This is a genomic window from Paenibacillus phyllosphaerae, assembly GCF_014192105.1.
GTDB lineage: Bacteria > Bacillota > Bacilli > Paenibacillales > Paenibacillaceae > Paenibacillus_Z > Paenibacillus_Z phyllosphaerae.
The window spans coordinates 300,990-318,251 of sequence record NZ_JACHXK010000006.1; the positions used below are offsets into that span (position 1 = coordinate 300,990).

Here is a 17,262-nt window from a genome sequence, read left to right on the forward strand (position 1 = left end):
ACTAGTGATGAAACTCACGAATAAAATCGGCGTTATGGTCGACAGTTTCGGGATTGGCGTCAAGGAAGGCCTGTTGAAAGCAAAGGCTATCGGTGCGGACGGCGTGCAAATCTACGCCGTATCCGGCGAGATGGACCCGGCAGCGATGACGCCGGCGAAGCGCCGCGAGCTTCGCGCATACATCGAGGACTTGGGGCTGGAGATTAGCGCGTTATGCGGCGACCTCGGCGGACACGGCTTCCAAGACGGTGCGGCTAATCCGGCCAAAGTCGAAAAATCGAAGCGCATTCTCGACCTCGCGCTTGATCTGGGCACGAACATCGTAACGACGCACATCGGCATCGTTCCTGACGATACGAGCGAAATCATCTATGCCGACCTGCAGCAGGCTTGCGAAGAGCTGGGGCAATATGCAACGGCAAGCGGCGCCTATTTTGCGATCGAGACGGGGCCGGAACGGGCGTCGCATCTGCGCGCATTCCTGGATACGCTCAGCTCCAAAGGCGTTTCGGTCAATTTTGACCCGGCGAATATGGTCATGGTGACAGGCGATGATCCCGTCCAGGGCGTGTACACGCTGAAGGACTATATCGTCCATACGCATGTGAAGGACGGCAAACGTCTGCGCGTGGTCGATCCGAAGCAGGTGTACGGTTATCTCGGTTATGACCGCATGAGTCATGAGAAGATCGCCGAGATGGCAAGCGAGGGAGCCGACTTTGCGGAGCTTCCGTTAGGTCAGGGCGAGGTGAAGTTTGATGCGTATTTCGCTGCGCTTAAGGACATCGGGTATACGGGTTATCTGACGATCGAGCGCGAGGTTGGCGACGATCCGGAAGCCGACATCAAACTTGCCGTCGATTATATCAATCGGTTCAAATAAGGAGAGAACGGCCAATGAAAACGTCGCTTAGCATATGGAGCTGCCACAGTAAGCTGTTCAGCGGGGAATGGAGCAATGCCGATTTTATCGCTTTCGCACAGGAGAGCGGCGCCGAAGGCGTCGAGCTTCTTAGCATGTTCTGGAAGCCGGAGTCGGACATTCCGGCAGTTGAGGCGGCGCTGGCGCAGTCCGGCTTGAAGCTGGCTTGCTTCGGCGCATGCAACAATCTCGCGGAACCGGATGACGGCAAACGGCGGGAGCAGGTCGAGGATATTCTGCGTTCGGTTGACGCCGCCGTGCATTTCGGCGCGAAGGTCGTCCGCGTGTTCGCCGGCGATGTCCGCGAAGGATTGACGATCGAAGCCGCCAGAGCCTGGATCATTGATGGCTTGAAGGAAGCGGCCAACTACGCCGAGTCCAAGGGCATCGTGCTCAGCCTTGAGAACCACGGCCGATTGGCCGGCAAAGGGACGCAGGTATTGGGCATTATCGAAGACGTCGGTTCCCCGGCGCTCCGCAGCACGTACGACATGGGGAACTTCCTGCTCGTGGACGAAAATCCGGTAACGGCTTACGAACAGCTGACTGGCCGGATTACTCATGTCCATGTCAAGGATTTCAAGGAACTGTCCGAGTCCGATGCCGCGGCTTATCCGGGGAATGTTTACAAATCCGACAGCGGCCGCCCATTCATCGGCGTCGTCCCAGGCGATGGCAACGTAATCGTAGCCGACCGGCTAGCCGCATTGCGTTCATCCGGCTACGACGGCTGGTTAACTGTCGAATACGAAGGCGACGAGGATCAACAAGAAGGCTCGCGCCGCGCCGTGGCGTACGTGAATCAACATCGTTAAATGTGGCGTTAAAGGTAACTGATTAGCCGTGCAGAAACCCTGCACGGCTTTTTACTATGAGCAAAAAGGTAAGCGTGTCCACGAAGTGGACGTCAAGCGAGAGTCAGCACGTAGCATGATGAAACCACCTAGCCAAACAGGTCACCGCCAAGAAAAACGTAAGCGTGTCCACAAGGTGGACGTCAAGCGAGAGTCAGCACGCAAGCATGATGATACCGCCAAGCCAAACAGGTCACCACCAAGAAAAACGTAAGCGTGTCCACAAGGTGGACGTCAAGCGAGAGTCAGCACGCAAGCAGCACCAAACTCTACCGAGCCAGGTTTCCTCCCCAAGGCACCAAAGCCGCGAACGAAGCTCGAACCCAAAGCTTTGTCACAAACCAACTGGAGTAGTGACTTCTACTCCAGTTGGTTCAGACAATAGCGTCTCCCCGCACGAAAGGACACATCGAAGATGGCCGCGTATCGAGCGATGCCACTTACGGGTGTCCAGAGGGCGGTTGCCCTCGGGGTCCCCTCCTCAGGAGGGGATTTAGGGGAGGTGCCAAAAAAAAGGGGTTCAAGGGGCAAAGCCCCTAAAGCCTACGTCAACTTGCTTGACACTCCCAATTGATAATTATCAATTTTCGTTGCTCAGCTATATAGAGCTTTCCCCATGTAAACGTTACACTGTACATACAGCAACACGAAAGTGCCTGATCGAAGGAGATAAGTTAACATTCCCGGGGATTCTCCTCATCGCAGCAGCCCATCTACAAAATTAAAACGCTATAACTTTACTGCCCAAGAAGGAGGAATGCACGCATGGCGAATGCGTCCGCCGATGTGAACGCAGCACGCGCAGCAAGTCGCGATGTACCGAAGAAAAATGCGCTGCAGCGGTTCATCCGCCAGCTGGACCTGCAGATGATGGTCCTGCCCGCGCTCGCGCTCATCTTCGTATTCAGCTACATCCCGATGTACGGGTTGTTGATCGCCTTTCAGGATTACAAAATGGGGGCCGATCTGGTCGGCAACAATTGGGTGGGCCTCAAGCACTTCAAGTATTTCATCAATGCGCCCGAATTCAATACCGTTGTACGCAACACGCTTATCATCAGTTCGCTCAAACTGCTATTCACATTCCCGGCCCCGATCCTCCTGGCACTGATGCTGAATGAAATCAGGAAAATGTTCTTTAAGCGGATCATCCAGACGTTAACGTACCTGCCGCATTTCCTGTCCTGGGTCGTCATCGGCGGCATGGTGACCTCTATGCTCGCGGTGGATAACGGTAGCATCAACATGTTCCTCGAGAAGCTGAATTTCATCGACAAGCCGATCAACTTCATGTCGCTTCCGGAATACTTCTGGGGCATTCTCGTGACGACGAATGTGTGGAAGGAAATCGGATTCAGCTCGATCATCTACCTCGCCGCGATCGCCGGCATCGATCCGCATCTCTACGAGGCAGCATCCATGGACGGCGCAAGCCGCTTCAAACAAATTTACATGATCACGATCCCGTGCATGATGCCGGTCATCATCATCTTCGGCATTCTGGCCATCGGCAATCTGCTCAACGCCGGCTTCGAGGATATCTTGATTTTCGCCTCCAATCCCGCCTTAAGAAGCGTATCCGATTCGCTCGACGTGTATGTGGTGAGGGTGGGCATCGACAACTACCGTTACTCCTACGCGACGGCGATCGGACTGACCAAAGCCGTGCTCAGTGTAACGTTACTGACCATCGCCAACTTGATCGCACGCAGATCGGGTAACAGCTTATGGTAACGGAAACCGTGCAAGAGAGGTGTTCAGCGTGACTCACTATAGCTTCAGTGACCGCTTCCTGGTCGGATTCATCTATATCTTCCTGATTCTGTTGGCATTCACAAGTTTCTATCCGTTCTGGAATTCGATCGTCGTCTCGCTTAATGAGGGGATGGATACGGCCAAAGGCGGCATTACGTTCTGGCCGCGCTCGTTCACGTGGGATAACTACAAGGTCGTCTTCGAGGATTCCCGCCTCATTCAAGGCTTCATGGTCACGATATCCCGCACCGTCGTGGGCACGATTACGTCGATCTTGTTCACCGCTATTTTCGCTTACGGCATGTCCAGAAGGGAGCTGATGGGCCGCAACTTCTATATGCTCGTCTGCGTGATAACGATGTATTTCGGCGGAGGGTTGATTCCGACTTATCTCCTCATTCGCGATCTCGGCCTGTTCAATTCCTTCTGGGTTTTCATTATCCCGTCGCTTGTGAGCGTGTGGAACATGATCATCTTCCGAACCTTCTTCCGCGAGCTGCCGCAAGGACTGGAGGAGTCGGCCAAAATCGACGGCACCGGGCACTGGGGCACGTTCTTCCGCATCGTGCTGCCGCTATCCGGCCCGGTCGTGGCAACATTGGCATTGTTCACCGCGGTTGCGCACTGGAACGAGTGGTTTATCGCCAGTATCTACATCATGAACGAGAAGCTGCTCCCGATTCAGACCATCCTTCGGCAGATACTGTTCTCCAACATTGCGACCGAGCAAATGAGCAATATGGATGCCGGCGCAATCGCCCGCATGAACGAAGTGAAGACCGTGACCAGCAAATCGCTGACGACGGCGACGATGATGGTGGCCACGCTGCCGATCATCTGCATCTACCCGTTCCTGCAGCGCTTCTTCGTCAAGGGCGTACTCGTAGGATCGCTGAAAGAATAGCCGCATCCAAGCGGTCTTAAGGCTTACGTTTAGAGCGCAATGCTTTAAACATAGATTATATTCATGAGAGGGGTTAGTGCTTGTGGGGAAGAGAAAGGTGCTGTTGAATGCGTTAACCGTCGCTGTGGCGGTCACCGTCGTTGCCGGCTGTAGCAGCAATAATGGCAACAATGCGAATGCGCCGGAGGGCGGCAATACGGGGAACAACAAGACGAACACAGAGGCGACGACAGAAGGCAACACGACTACCGAAGCGCCGAAAAGCGAACTTTATGAACTCGGCAAGGAACCGCTCGATCTCACGTTCTACGGCAACTATAACTGGTACACGATGCCGCAATGGGGCAAGGACGCCGCGAGCAAATGGATCCAGGAGAACAAGAAAATCAACATCACGGCCATTCATTCCGGCGGCAATGCCCCTCAGAAGCTGCAAACGATGATTGCCGGCAACGACTTGCCGGACATTATCTGGACCGACCGCGGTGCCGACTTCGACCGTCTGTACGAGGCTGGCTTGCTGGTATCATTAGACGAATACATCGAGAAATACCCGAACTTCAAGAAGTGGGCGGATCCCAAAATGATCAACATGCTCCGCTCCGCCGACGGCAAAATCTACGGCATGCCGAACTATTATACGAATCAGCCGAACGGCAACGCCGGCTATATCGTGAACCGCAAAATCTACAAAGCGCTCGGCGAACCGAAGCTCGAGACGACGGACGATCTGTACGCTTATTTGAAGCAAGTGAAGGAGAAGTACCCGGACGTCGTGCCGTTCGAGACCGGCCTTGCGAAGGAAGGCAACGGCATCGATCAATTATTCTCCGCTTTCAAGGAAGACAACTTCAGCTTTACCCGGTACTGGGCCGTTCCGGTAGGAGACAAATTCGAATCGATCTATAAGGATGAAGGCTTCCGCGAATCGATGGTCTATTCCGCCAAGCTGATGCGCGAAGGGCTGATGACGCAGGACGCAATGACACAGACGGAAGATCAGATCAAGGAGAAAATCCTTAGCGGCCGCGTCGCGGTCTATGCCTCCGTCGATCCGATGAAGCTGGCGATGCAGGCGGATCAGGAGCTGTCCGCGAAGGACCCCAATGACGGCTACTTCTTCATTATGCCTATCTATAAACAAGGTCTGGATCCGGCGAAAATTTATCCGGGCACATATAATATGCTCGGCTGGAATATGGCGGCCATCACGACGAGCGCGGATAATCCGGAGGCGATCTTCGCGATGCTCGATTGGATGACGGGACCGGAAGGCTCCTCCGTCCAAATGTGGGGTCCTCCAGGACCGGATGGCTATTGGGACGGATTCAAGGAAGACAGCGAGACGCCGAACTTCACGGCGCGCTATGGCGACGACCCGAAGGAGCTCATCGATATCCAAGCGGTATCCGGCGACATGATCTGGGTCGGCAATACGGTATTCCTCGACAGCAAGAAGAGCGAATTCGAAGCGACGCTGCCGGAAGAGAAACGCAATTGGTCGACGAACTGGCAGTACAAGATTACGTGGAAGACGCAAGGCGATGCGACCCAGTTCGTCAACCTTAACCCGTCCCCGGATTCGCCCGAAGGCATTGTAGCGCAGAGCGTGAAGGACATCTGGCTGACTGCCCGGGCGCAGGCGCTGTTCGCTAAGTCGGATGCGGAAGTACTGGCGATTCTAGACAAAGCGCACGACGATTCCGTTGCGGTCGGCTTCCCGCAATATCTCGAAGCGATCACGGCCAAATGGCATTCGAACCAAGAGAAGATGGCCGGCAATTGAGCCTTGAAGCTAGACGTCCCGAGCGAGGGTGTGCTGATGATCAGCGCATCCTCGTTTTTCGATGCGCAGGTGTACAAAAAGACCCTCCAAATCAGAGAAATTTAACCTTGTCGGATCAAGCTCGATATGGGAAATTCTAGTTGGGATTACGAATTCGTAAAGCGATCACTATGTTCAAAAGGGCCCTCATGAGCATGTTCGTTCAGAAAGCACGGCGTTGTTTCACGATTCCAACTTACGGGAGTGATCAAGATGTCCTACAGGGTGCTGCTGGCTGACGATGAGAGATTGGATCTGGAAGGAATGCGTACGTTCATTCCATGGGAGGAGCTCGGGCTCCACGTCGTGGATGCGGTGTCGAACGGGTTTAACGCGCGCAGCGTACTCGAATCCGAGCAGATCGACATCCTGGTGACCGACGTTCGAATGCCGCATATGTCCGGGCTTGAGCTCGCGGAGCAGGCGATGGAGGGCCGGAAGGATCTGAAGGTGATTTTCGTCAGCGGCTATCAGGACTTCCATTATGCGAAGAAAGCGATGTCGCTTAACGCGTGCGGCTATGTGCTCAAGCCGATGGACGATCAGGAGCTGATCGACTCGCTCGTCAAGGCGCGCAACCAACTGGATCAGGTCCGCAAGCAAGAGGCGGCCTATTCCTCGATGGTGCCGGTCGTGAAGAACGAATACTTGCTGCAGCTGTTCGAAGGGACGTATACGAACGCCGCGATCGACGTGCTCGAGCGGGACTACCAGCTGTCGCTATTTGACTGGCCGGGACGTGCCGTCGTGCTGGAGATCGATGATTTTGCCGTTCACACCAGCCTTATGCAAGAGCAGGAGGGCAAAGGACTGACGCAGACGCTGATGGAGCAGCTGATGAACGTGGTTCAAGACAGCAAGACCGTCTTCATGTGCAAAGTGGATCAAGCGCGTATCGCGCTGCTTGTCGACGCGACGGTAAGGGTGGAACAACTGCTGCTGAAGCTAAGAGAGAGGATGCCCTGTACGATCACGGCAGGCGCGGGTACGATGTGCGGATCTGTCCCGGAGTTAAGCCGCAGCTACCGCCAGGCGCTCGAGGCACTGGATAACAAGATGTTCAAAGGTAAGGGCAAAATCATCGACTACCATGAAATCTCCACATCCGAGATGGAGGATATCCGGACGTTCGATCTGCGTATGGATGCGCTGTTCCAAGCGCTGTCCAGCTATGAATTAGTCCGCATTCATGATGAGCTTGGCGCATTGTTCCTTGCCGCGAAGAACGTCAAATCGAAGTTTACGGTGCGCAATTACGCGCTTTATATATTAATGAAGCTGCATGATCATCTGCGGACGTTGAACGAAGATTTGTTCCAGCTGCTCGGCATGGATCTGAAGAGCCTGGACGTCATTATGCAATTCGAGACGATCGACGATATTCACTTGTGGCTCAGACAGCGAATGTTCACGATCTCCGAGCTGCTTCATTCGAAGGGACAGAAGAAGAACTGGAAGCTGATTCGGGAGATCATTCAATACGTGGAGGAGCGGATCGCCAGCAACATTACGCTGAGGGATATCGCGGAGCAATTCTCCTTCTCGCCGAATTATCTCGGCCTCTTGTTCAAGGAGGAGACCGGCCAGAACTTCAGCGAGTACCTCATCATGCTCCGAATGGAGCGCGCCTGTGCGCTGCTGAAGGAGACGAATCTGAAAATTTACGAGATCGCGGATCGCGTCGGCTACCGCTATCTGCCGTACTTCAGCCGCCAATTCAAGGAAACTTACGGCAAGACGCCTCTGGAATTCCGGCGCAGCTAATACAGATAAGGGGCGGTTGCCGATGAGGTCTGAACAGGCTCGCGCGCAGCGTTACATCCCGTTCGGCCATAAGCTGATGATGACCTATTGCGTCTTCATCATCATTCCTGTGATGCTTGCAGGTTATGTAGCGAACACGCTGCTCGTCCGGTCGATCGAGGAGCGCACCAGGGATACGAGCGCCGGTACACTCAAGCAGATGAAGGACAATATTTATTATCGCATGCAGGATATGGAGCGGATCTCGGATATGTTGTATTTCGATACGACGCTTGCGGACCACCTGCGCCATTACGAGGCCGGATGGGTCAGTTACACAGCGACGACCAAATATGTCGTTCCGCGAATTCAGACCGCGCTGGAAGCCGCGAACAGCAAAATCTGGATGTCCGTCTATCTCCATAACGAAACGCTTAGGGAAATCTACAGCTTGCACGCCAATGGCGACCCGCTCGCCGGTCCCAATTCCGCCTTCGATCTTTATCATATCTATCGCATAGCGGAGAAGCCTTGGTATCGGCAGTTTCCGAAGGAGAAGTACGGGGATACGCTGGAATGGCGGCAGATCGAGGATGATACCAAGTATGCGCATATTTCGTTGCTGCGGCGTATCGTGGACACGAAGAAATTCGTTCAGGTGAATGAGATGGGGTTCATCCGGATTCGCGTCCGGCTCGCGGATCTGTTCGCCAGCGTAGACTCCGCGAAGATCGGCAGCGGATCTTCCATCTATCTGCTTGATGGGGAAGGACGCATCGTCCCGCTCACGGGTCAGATGGACCGGTCGGCCGGCCAACCGCTGAGCGAATCCCGCAAGAAAGGGCATATCGTGATCGAGGAGCATCTCGAGCAGCTGGATTTACGCATCGTAGCGCTGATTCCGTCGTCGATCACCGACGCGGCCGCCAACAACATCAGGCTGTGGACGATTATGGCCTGCGTCGCCGGATGCGTCATGTTCTCGGTCGTCGGTTTGTTTATTTCGCGTTATTTTGCCCGGAAGGTAACGAAGATCGTGTCGGTGGTGGATTCCTTCCAGGAAGGCGATTTCGGCAAGCGCGTGCAGTTCAAAGGGAAGGACGAGTTCTCGCGGATCTCGCTCGCGCTCAATGACATGGGACAGAATATCGGGTCGCTCATCCGCGAGGTGTATATGACCAATATTCAGAAGAAAGAAGCGGAGCTGGAGTCGCTGCAGGCGCAGATCAACCCGCATTTTCTATACAACACGTTATCCTCGATCAGCCGGCTGGCCCGGTTCGGCGAGGTGGATAAGCTCCATCGGATGGTGCTCGATCTGGCCAAATTCTATCGGCTGACGCTGAATGAAGGGCGGATCATCATCCCGATCCGAGACGAGATCGAGCAAGTGGAGGCGTATATCAACATTCAGCGAACCAAATTTGGCGAAGGGCTCAAGGTTTATTACGATATCGACCCGGCGCTGTACGACTATGAGACGGTGAAGCTCATTCTGCAGCCTTTCGTCGAGAACGTGCTCGAGCACGGGTTGTACGGCGAGAGGATTCATCTTCGTATCGTCGGCCACCTCCAGGACAGCAGCAGAACGATCGTGTTCAAAATCATCGACGATGGCGTCGGCATCAACCACGAGACGCTGCGCAGCCTGTTCGATCCGAGCGAGAGCCTTAATGTGGGCTTAGGCATCCGCAATGTGCATCAGCGGATTCGTCTGCATTATGGAGACGATTATGGCGTTGCGGTATCGAGCGGAATGGGGATCGGGACGGCCGTCGTGATCCGAATTCCGGCAAAGCCGATGGAACGAGCGCGGGCCGTATCTTAAGTGTTGAGTTGGTGCGGGGGGGAAATAAGGCGCGTGAGAGATTAAACTCTGATGCGCCTTTGCTATGCATATATACGACCCAGCGGTTGTGCGGCTGGGTCCTTAGGACGGCTCGATCTCGACGATCAGCTCGATCTCGACCGGCGTATCGAACGGCAGCTCGTTCGCGGAGATCGCGGAGCGGGCATGGCGACCTTTCTCGCCGAATACTTCGACGAGCAAATCGGAAGCGCCGTTAATGACGTAAGGTTGATGCGTGTAACCATCCGCGGAGTTGACGAAGGCGAGCATTTTGACCACTTGCTTGATTCGATCCAAGTCACCCAGATGCTCTTTGAGCACGGAGATGATATTGATCATGACTTGACGGGCGGCCTCGTAGCCTTGTTCCGTGGTCAGGTCCTTGCCGACTTTGCCGGTATACATCAGTACGCCGTCGATCCGGCAATCGCAGCCGGACGTATAGACGACGTTGCCGACCGTCTTGGCCGGCACGTATTGCGCGACCGGGGTCGGAACTTGCTGCAGCTTAATGCCTTTTTCCTCAAGTAGTTGTTCGATGATGGCCATGAACGAATCGCTCCTTAATCGTTTGGTATAGTATGGCTTGCAAATTGTCCATGCAGCATTCTGCTGCCTCGAAGATCAGTTAAGCATGATGGCGGCATCCGCATGACGGAAGGAAGGCGCCGGACAATGCGCCGGTATGCTGCCCGTGCGAGACGGTCAGTTCGCCGCCGACAATGACATGCGACAATCCTTCCGGCGTCTGGATCGGCTGCTCATACGTTGCGGTATCTCGGAACGTGAGCGGATTGAAGACGGTGACATCCGCGTGATAGCCCGGCACGAGCAGGCCGCGTTTGCCGAGCTTGAACCGCTGGACCGGGAACGAAGTGACTTTGCGAACCGCTTGCTCCAGCGTAAGCAATTTCTCGTCCTGCACATATTTGGCGAACAACCTCGGGAAGGTGCCGTATGTACGCGGATGCGGCTTGCCCGTGACGCAGCCGAGGCTGTCCGACGCGATCAGCGCGCGGTCGTAGCGAATAACGTCCTTCACGTCATCGTCGGACATATGGAAGTAGACGATCGAGATCGTCCCGCGTTCTTCGAGCATCAGATCCATCATCACGTCTTCCGGATCAAGGCCGCCTCGCTCGGCTGCGATTTGCGCGACCTGCTTGCCCTCCAGATGAAGGTTCGCCGGGTTCGATACCGCCGAGACATAGACGCTCTGCCAACCTGTGGAGCAGACGAGGTTATCCCAATCGCGTTGCTCTTCACGCAGTTCCTGCTTGATTCTCGGCCGCAACGCCGGATTGCGCAGCCGCTCCAGTGTAGCCTCGATCCCGCCTTCTAGCATCCAAGGCGGAAGAATCGTCGTCATCGAGGTCGAGCCTGCGGTATACGGGTAGACATCGCAGGTCACGTCGAGTCCGCGATGGCGCGCCGCTTCGATAAGCTCGATCGCTTCCAGCGTACGGCCCCAATTGATGCGGCCGGCCGCCTTGAGATGACTGACATGAAGCGCGATGCCGGCCCGCTCCGCGATCCAGATGACCTCGCGAACCGACGCGATCAGGCTGTTGCCTTCGCCGCGAATATGGGTGGCGAGCAGGCCGCCGTATTTGGGCAGCACGCTGCACAGCTCTGCGAGTTCTTCCTGGGACGTATAGCTACCCGGGGCATAGAGCAGTCCGATCGATAGACCGATAGCGCCGGCTCGCATGCCTTCCTCGAGCAGCAGCTTCATTCGGGCGATTTCTTCCGCTGTTGCCGGGCGGTTCTCGAAGCCCATCACGGCAATCCGCAGCGCGCCATGGGCGACATAAGTAGCGACGTTCTCGGAAGCCTTGTTGCGCGCCAACGTACCGATGTAGGCTTCGATCGATTGCCAGTTCCAAGCCCACGGCGTTGTGCCCAGGACAGGCTGGACGTATTGCTTCAGCGCTTCCTCATAACGGGGGACGAGCGGGGCGGGGGCGAGACCGCAGTTGCCGACAACCTCCGTCGTCACGCCCTGCAACAGCTTAAAGCTGCTCTTCGGATCATCGAGCACGAGCAGATCGGAGTGGCAGTGCCCGTCGATGAAGCCTGGCGCGATGACGTTCTGCTGCACGTCGATCGCGCGTGCGGCTTCCTCGCCGATCGAGCCGACGGCGGCAATTCGCCCGTCTTTGATGCCGACATCGCCGATATACCACGGATTGCCTGTACCGTCGACGATTCTGCCATTCGTAAGAACTAGATCAAGCATGGAACCCTCTCCATTCGCGCGCTTATTCGAGCATTCCCCGTGCGGGGATAATCTTGCGGCTTATGCCGTTCTCGCCGAGCAGATAGACGCTGTTGTGCAGATTGATCGTGCTGCAGATATGATTCGGAATAATGCGCAGCCGATCCCCCGGTTTAACGATGCTGCTGCTTAGCCGAAGAATGCCATGCTCTTCGGACAGGCGCTCCAACACCGCATCCGGCGCCTCCAGGGCGTGGCCGAATCCTTGCAGCTGCAGCGGGAACGTCCCAGGCTGGACATCGGTGGCGAACGTCTTGCTGCCGCCGTCGATGACGGCATGGCCCTCATCAGGCCGGCTGCTGACGACCGTTGCAACAACATAGGCCGCACAATCGTCTAACGTACAGATGCCATATCCTGCCGTCATTCGATCTTGATAAACATAAGTCCCGGGACGGATCTCCGTTACGCCGGGCACGGTCGCCGCATATGCGCCGGTAGGGGAGGAGCCGACGCTGACATCTTGAATCGGAATGCCGGCTTCACGAAGATCTTCGGCCAGCGACACCATGAGGCTTCCTTCTTGCAACCCCGCAGCTTCGATGTCCAGCGTCGGTTTCCCGTCCAGCAAGGCACCGCGGAAGGTGTAGATGCCCGTGAGCCGCAGTCCGTCCAGTTGGGCGATCTCCCGAGCGAGCATGATTGCTTCGGCAGGCAGGATGCCCGTTCGCTTCATTCCGGAATCGATCTCCAGCCGAACCTCCAGTTCGAAGCCGTGCTGGACCGCTGAGGCTGATAATAATCTGGCGCCGGTCAACGAATCGACGCCGACGATGAGCCGCTTCATTCGCCGTCCAACCGCAATCGCGCGCTCAATCTTAGAGGGAGCGATAAGCGGGTAAGCGATGAACATATCGTCGATGCCGCCATCCGCCATGACCTCCGCCTCGGATACCTTGGCAACGGTAATGCCGGCTGCGCCCGCTTCGAGCTGCTGCTTCGCGATGTCCGGCATCTTGTGCGTCTTGGCATGCGGGCGAAGGGCAACGCCGGAACGGCTTGCGACTTGCGCCATGGCGCGAATGTTCGAAGTCATCACCGTCGTATCGATGACGACGGCAGGGGTCTCGATGCGGGCGAGATCCGGGTGCCAAGCGTGCTTCGATGCTGCCGAAGCTTCACGGTTCATCCGCGCTTCCTCCTTGTTTGGCAAGCGTGCCTTTGCCTTCTTCGAGGTAACTGTACAGCGTGAATTTCGAGATGTTCAAGTATACGCAGACCCGCTCGCCGGCTTTCTTCACGAGGAAGGCGCCTTTGGCATCGAGCGTGCGGATGAACTGGATCTTGTCCTCCTTGGTCATCGCGGCGACGGGCCTGCCGACGGCTTCTTGCGCTTCCTGCAGCAGCGCGTCGAGCAGCTCGTTGACATTCGTGACGAAGGACTCGCGTACGACCGGACTGCCGCCGCCGAAGGTGAGCGACTGGAGCGTCTTCTCCGCGATGGAGAGCTCCGTGATGTCGAAGTTAATGCAGAGCGATCCGATCGTCTTCCCGCTCTTATCCTTCATATAGAGCGATGTCGAACGAAGCAGCCTGCCGTCCTTTGTCTGCGTCACGTAGCCGGACCTTGTGCCGTCCTCGACTTGTCCGCTCAGAATTTCAAGGCCCAGATTCGTGCCCGGATCGCCTACCTTGCGGCCCGTGATGTGGCCGTTCTCGATCGCGACGATCGTGCTATCGTAGTCGCGCGTCAGATCGTGCAGCACGACTTCGCAGTTCGGTCCGAATTGCGCGGACAGCCCTTTGACCAAGGAGGAGAGGAAAGGCATTTCATCTTGAATCGATTCCATGGGGATGGGGCTCCTTTCTAGATGAGGAAAAAAATAGATGGATTCTATTCCATGAATTGTCATTTGTCGCTATAATCGTAGCATAAAGCGAGGTGGAATCAAACGAAAATTTAGGTCGCATAACAATTATTTTGAGGCACTTGCAATTGGCGTCCGGCGAGTTAACTTAACGCAGCGGGATTAAGATAACTTTAAGGCAAAAGCCCGTGACAAGCCTCAAGCGTAACGATATGATGGTAAAGCAATTCCTCATACGTAATCGGTAGTTAAGGAGAGAAATCATTGTGTCACAGCCTCATGCGCGAAAAGAGAAGATCGTTTACTTGGATCTGTTCCGCTGCATTGCGATACTGGCGGTCATTCTCATTCACGCGACCAGTCAACCGGTAGCCAAGCTGCCCGTGGATTCGACCCTGTATCCCATTTACTACGTACTTAATACCGCAAGCGGGTTTGCAGTTCCCGCGTTCCTGTTCCTAAGTGGACTCGTGCTGTTCTACAACTATAGCGGGAGGGAGCAGACCCTAACGTCGTGGCTGACATTCTTCCGCAAACGGGTGACCTATATCATCATTCCGTATATCATCTGGTCGCTCTTTTATTTTGTCGTTACGAGGTATTTGAACGGTGCTGACGTTCTATCGAGCTGGCATGTATTTTGGGACAAGCTGCTCGACGGAACTAACTATACGCATTTATATTTCATCATCGTCATCGTGCAGTTCTACGTGCTGTTTCCGTTCATCATGTCTCTGGTGAACCGGTTCGCTTGGATCGGCCGGTATCTGGTCTGGATCGGCATTGCGCTGCAACTCGCATTCTTTATCTGGGACAAATACGGCGGTCTTCAAGTGAAATCGTCCGGCAGCGTATTCTTCACTTATTTGCTCTTCTATTTCGTAGGGGGATATATTGGCCTCCATTTCAAGTCCTTCATGCAGCACGCGATTGCTAAGGCTTGGTTGTGGTATGCCATCTGGGGCGCCGCGGGCTTCGTTTTCGTCTGGAAGGGCTGGATGAGAATTACGCGCAGAGCGTGGATGCAGGATTATATCGTTCAGATCAATTTCGTTACGTATTACGTCTACGTGACCCTGACTTGTATTGCGCTGCTCCTGCTGTGCTATCAGGTGCAACGCCGATTCAGCGGCAAGCTGCGGATGTTCTACGCTTGGGGGGCGTTATCGTTCGGGTTGTACTTCATTCATCCGTTCATTCTGTTCTTATGGCGCAGGGAGTTTCAACCTTCCGCTCCGATGCTGTATCATCTGTCCATCATAGGCGGCTTCACGGCGGCCTTGCTGCTCGCTTGGCTGGCGAGCTTCGTCATCAGTAAGTTCAAGGGCAATTGGCTGCTGCTTGGCAAATAAAACCGGAAGAACCGTCATTCCGCTCTCTTGCAACAAAGGAGAAGCGGAATGACGGTTCTTTTTTACGCATCTTATTTATAATAATTATAAAAAAGTATTGAATATGAAATAATAAGTGTTATCATAACAGTAACAGTAAGAAGAGGGACGAACTAATAAAGGTGGAATCGATCATGCACATCATCGCTATAGGCTTTAATTACCGGATCGCGCCTGTGGAACTTCGGGAACGATTCGCCATCAACGAAGAACAGCTGCCGGAAGTGCTGGAACAGATCAGCAAGCTTGGCGGCGTTCAGGAATGCGTCGTACTGGCAACCTGCAACCGGACCGAAATTTACGCCGTAGTCGAACAGATAAACCTGTTCGTATCGGAGATTGAAGGCTTCCTAGCACAACAGTTTGCGGTGGCAACGGATGCGTTCGCTCCATTCCTGACCTTATATAAGGAAGAAGAGGCGGTGTCGCATCTTTTCCATGTCGCCAGCGGCTTGGATTCGATGATTATCGGGGAGACGCAAATTCTGGGCCAAGTGAAGGACGCCTTCTTGCTTGCCCAGCAGAGAGAAAAGACTTCCTCTATATTTAATAAAATGTTCAAGCAGGCGATAACATTCGCAAAACGTGCGCAAACCGAGACGAAAATCAACGATCATCCGGTGTCGGTCAGTTACGCAGCGGTCGAACTTGCCAAAGCGAGCGTGGGGGATATCTCCGGCCGGAATGTCGTTCTTATCGGCGCCGGCAAGATGAGCGCCTTAGCAGCCAAGCATCTGCATGCCAGCGGCAGCCGCCATATCCGCATCGTGAATCGTACAATAGAGAAAGGCGTTCGGCTAGCCGAGCAGATTGGCGGCTCGGCTTACGCAATGGAGCATCTCGCCGATTGTATCGAATGGTCGGATCTGATTATCAGCTCGACGGGTTCCAGCGATTATATCGTTACGGAAACGATGTTGACGCGCGCGATGGGATTGCGCAAATCCCGCCCGTTATTGCTCTTCGATCTTGCTGTGCCGCGGGATATTGATCCGGCTGGGAACGCGGTGACAGGCGTTAGGCTATATAATGTGGACGATCTATCCTTGCTCGTCGACAAGAATCTGGACGCGCGCAAGGAAGAGGCTGCCCGAATAGAGCGAATGATAGTAGCCGAGGTTCATCAGATGACGGCATGGCTGCGATCGCGGCAGATCCATCCGCTGCTCGCTGCGCTTCAGCAGAAAGCGGGTAGCGTGCAAGAAGCCGCGTTAGAGACGATGTTGAGGAAGCTGCCTGAGCTTGAGCCGCATGAAGTCAGCGTCATTCAGAAGCTGACAGGAAGCATCGTCAGCCAGCTGTTGCGGGAGCCGATCGCGATGCTGAAGGAGATGGCCGGTGAGGGCCAGGCTGAGCAAGCCATCGCACTGTTCAGTCGGATGTACGGCATCGAGCATGAAGCGGATTCGCAGCATTCGATGGAGGCTTCCGTCGTTCCGCTAGCGCAGGGCAGCTCCGAGCAGCAAGCAACGGCAGCCAAACGCAGTCATCTGAAGCTGGTTCCGCCGCAGTCCGGTTCGCGCTCCGAGCGAACCGGATAGCCGAAGGATAGGATCAACCGTTTCCGCATATGTCACCAAATTGACATTAGTAACCTCCTAACGTATGGAGTAGCAGGCGAAGCTAGCAAGAACGGCTTCCTTGTTGTCTTATGCGTTAGGAGGTTTTGCTTTTGGGTTACAATATCTTGTATGGGCAGCCCATTCTTCTAGAGGTACGAAGTTGCATCTGACAGGCTAATATGAGAAGATAGCGAGCAGTGGAACTATTTTGGCATATAGGAAAGGTTAAGTTTACCGCTTACACTTTGCCCTCTATGTCTCCGGAATGAAACGCGCCGCGCCGCCAGTGACGACGACTGCCGTTTCGCCTTGTTGGACCGGTACATTTGTGCCATACAATATATTTTTATTGTTTGGAGGGGACTCCCATC

At 54.9% G+C, this 17,262-nt stretch carries 13 protein-coding genes and 1 pseudogene; 9 read left to right on the forward strand and 5 right to left on the reverse strand.

What is annotated here, in order from left to right; genetic code table 11:
• Window positions 1–7 precede the first annotated feature (7 nt).
• The 7 genes from FHS18_RS15990 (at window position 8) to FHS18_RS16020 (ending at window position 9,831) form a co-directional block, all read left to right on the forward strand.
• Window positions 8–883 carry a sugar phosphate isomerase/epimerase family protein gene (locus tag FHS18_RS15990; protein WP_183601061.1) on the forward strand — a complete coding sequence of 292 codons (876 nt, stop codon included), beginning with the start codon at window positions 8–10 and terminating at the stop codon, window positions 881–883.
• A 14-nt stretch (window positions 884–897) separates the two neighbouring features.
• Window positions 898–1,737, forward strand: a complete 840-nt coding sequence (locus FHS18_RS15995) for a sugar phosphate isomerase/epimerase family protein (protein ID WP_183601062.1) — start codon at window positions 898–900, stop codon at window positions 1,735–1,737.
• Between the two features lie 804 nt (window positions 1,738–2,541).
• Window positions 2,542–3,510 (forward strand): ABC transporter permease, encoded by a 969-nt coding sequence (locus FHS18_RS16000; protein ID WP_183601063.1) that lies wholly within the window; start codon window positions 2,542–2,544, stop codon window positions 3,508–3,510.
• 28 nt (window positions 3,511–3,538) lie between these two features.
• The gene (locus tag FHS18_RS16005) at window positions 3,539–4,435 is read left to right on the forward strand and encodes an ABC transporter permease subunit (protein WP_183601064.1); all 897 of its coding nucleotides are present in this window, start codon (window positions 3,539–3,541) and stop codon (window positions 4,433–4,435) included.
• A gap of 82 nt (window positions 4,436–4,517) precedes the next feature.
• A complete protein-coding gene (locus FHS18_RS16010) occupies window positions 4,518–6,221 on the forward strand; it encodes an extracellular solute-binding protein (RefSeq protein ID WP_409348549.1) in 1,704 nt (567 codons plus the stop codon).
• 252 nt (window positions 6,222–6,473) lie between these two features.
• On the forward strand, window positions 6,474–8,024 hold the full coding sequence (locus FHS18_RS16015) for a response regulator (RefSeq protein WP_183601066.1): 1,551 nt from the start codon (window positions 6,474–6,476) through the stop codon (window positions 8,022–8,024).
• Window positions 8,025–8,046: 22 nt separating this feature from the next.
• The gene (locus FHS18_RS16020; protein ID WP_183601067.1) at window positions 8,047–9,831 is read left to right on the forward strand and encodes a cache domain-containing sensor histidine kinase; all 1,785 of its coding nucleotides are present in this window, start codon (window positions 8,047–8,049) and stop codon (window positions 9,829–9,831) included.
• Window positions 9,832–9,933: 102 nt separating this feature from the next.
• Here FHS18_RS16020 and FHS18_RS16025 read toward each other — a convergent pair whose 3' ends face one another.
• The 5 genes and pseudogenes from FHS18_RS16025 to FHS18_RS16040 all read right to left on the reverse strand — a co-directional run bounded on the left by FHS18_RS16025 (window position 9,934) and on the right by FHS18_RS16040 (window position 13,920).
• A complete protein-coding gene (locus FHS18_RS16025) occupies window positions 9,934–10,401 on the reverse strand; it encodes a RidA family protein (RefSeq protein WP_183601068.1) in 468 nt (155 codons plus the stop codon).
• 79 nt (window positions 10,402–10,480) lie between these two features.
• Entirely contained in the window at window positions 10,481–11,953 is a 1,473-nt protein-coding gene (locus FHS18_RS16030) for an N-acyl-D-amino-acid deacylase family protein (RefSeq protein WP_343060556.1), read from the reverse strand.
• A 27-nt stretch (window positions 11,954–11,980) separates the two neighbouring features.
• Window positions 11,981–12,100, reverse strand: a pseudogene (locus tag FHS18_RS35170) (hypothetical protein); the annotation flags it as partial.
• A 13-nt stretch (window positions 12,101–12,113) separates the two neighbouring features.
• On the reverse strand, window positions 12,114–13,259 hold the full coding sequence (locus FHS18_RS16035; protein ID WP_183601070.1) for an alanine racemase: 1,146 nt from the start codon (window positions 13,257–13,259) through the stop codon (window positions 12,114–12,116).
• Window positions 13,249–13,920, reverse strand: a complete 672-nt coding sequence (locus FHS18_RS16040) for a helix-turn-helix transcriptional regulator (protein WP_183601071.1) — start codon at window positions 13,918–13,920, stop codon at window positions 13,249–13,251. Before FHS18_RS16040 ends, FHS18_RS16035 begins: the two co-directional genes overlap by 11 nt.
• 284 nt (window positions 13,921–14,204) lie before the next feature.
• Between FHS18_RS16040 and FHS18_RS16045 the strand changes: the two genes are divergently transcribed.
• Both FHS18_RS16045 and hemA read left to right on the forward strand, forming a co-directional pair.
• The gene (locus tag FHS18_RS16045) at window positions 14,205–15,290 is read left to right on the forward strand and encodes an acyltransferase family protein (protein ID WP_183601072.1); all 1,086 of its coding nucleotides are present in this window, start codon (window positions 14,205–14,207) and stop codon (window positions 15,288–15,290) included.
• A gap of 173 nt (window positions 15,291–15,463) precedes the next feature.
• Window positions 15,464–16,870, forward strand: a complete 1,407-nt coding sequence (gene hemA, locus FHS18_RS16050; protein ID WP_183601073.1) for a glutamyl-tRNA reductase — start codon at window positions 15,464–15,466, stop codon at window positions 16,868–16,870.
• The last annotated feature ends 392 nt before the right edge of the window (window positions 16,871–17,262 follow it).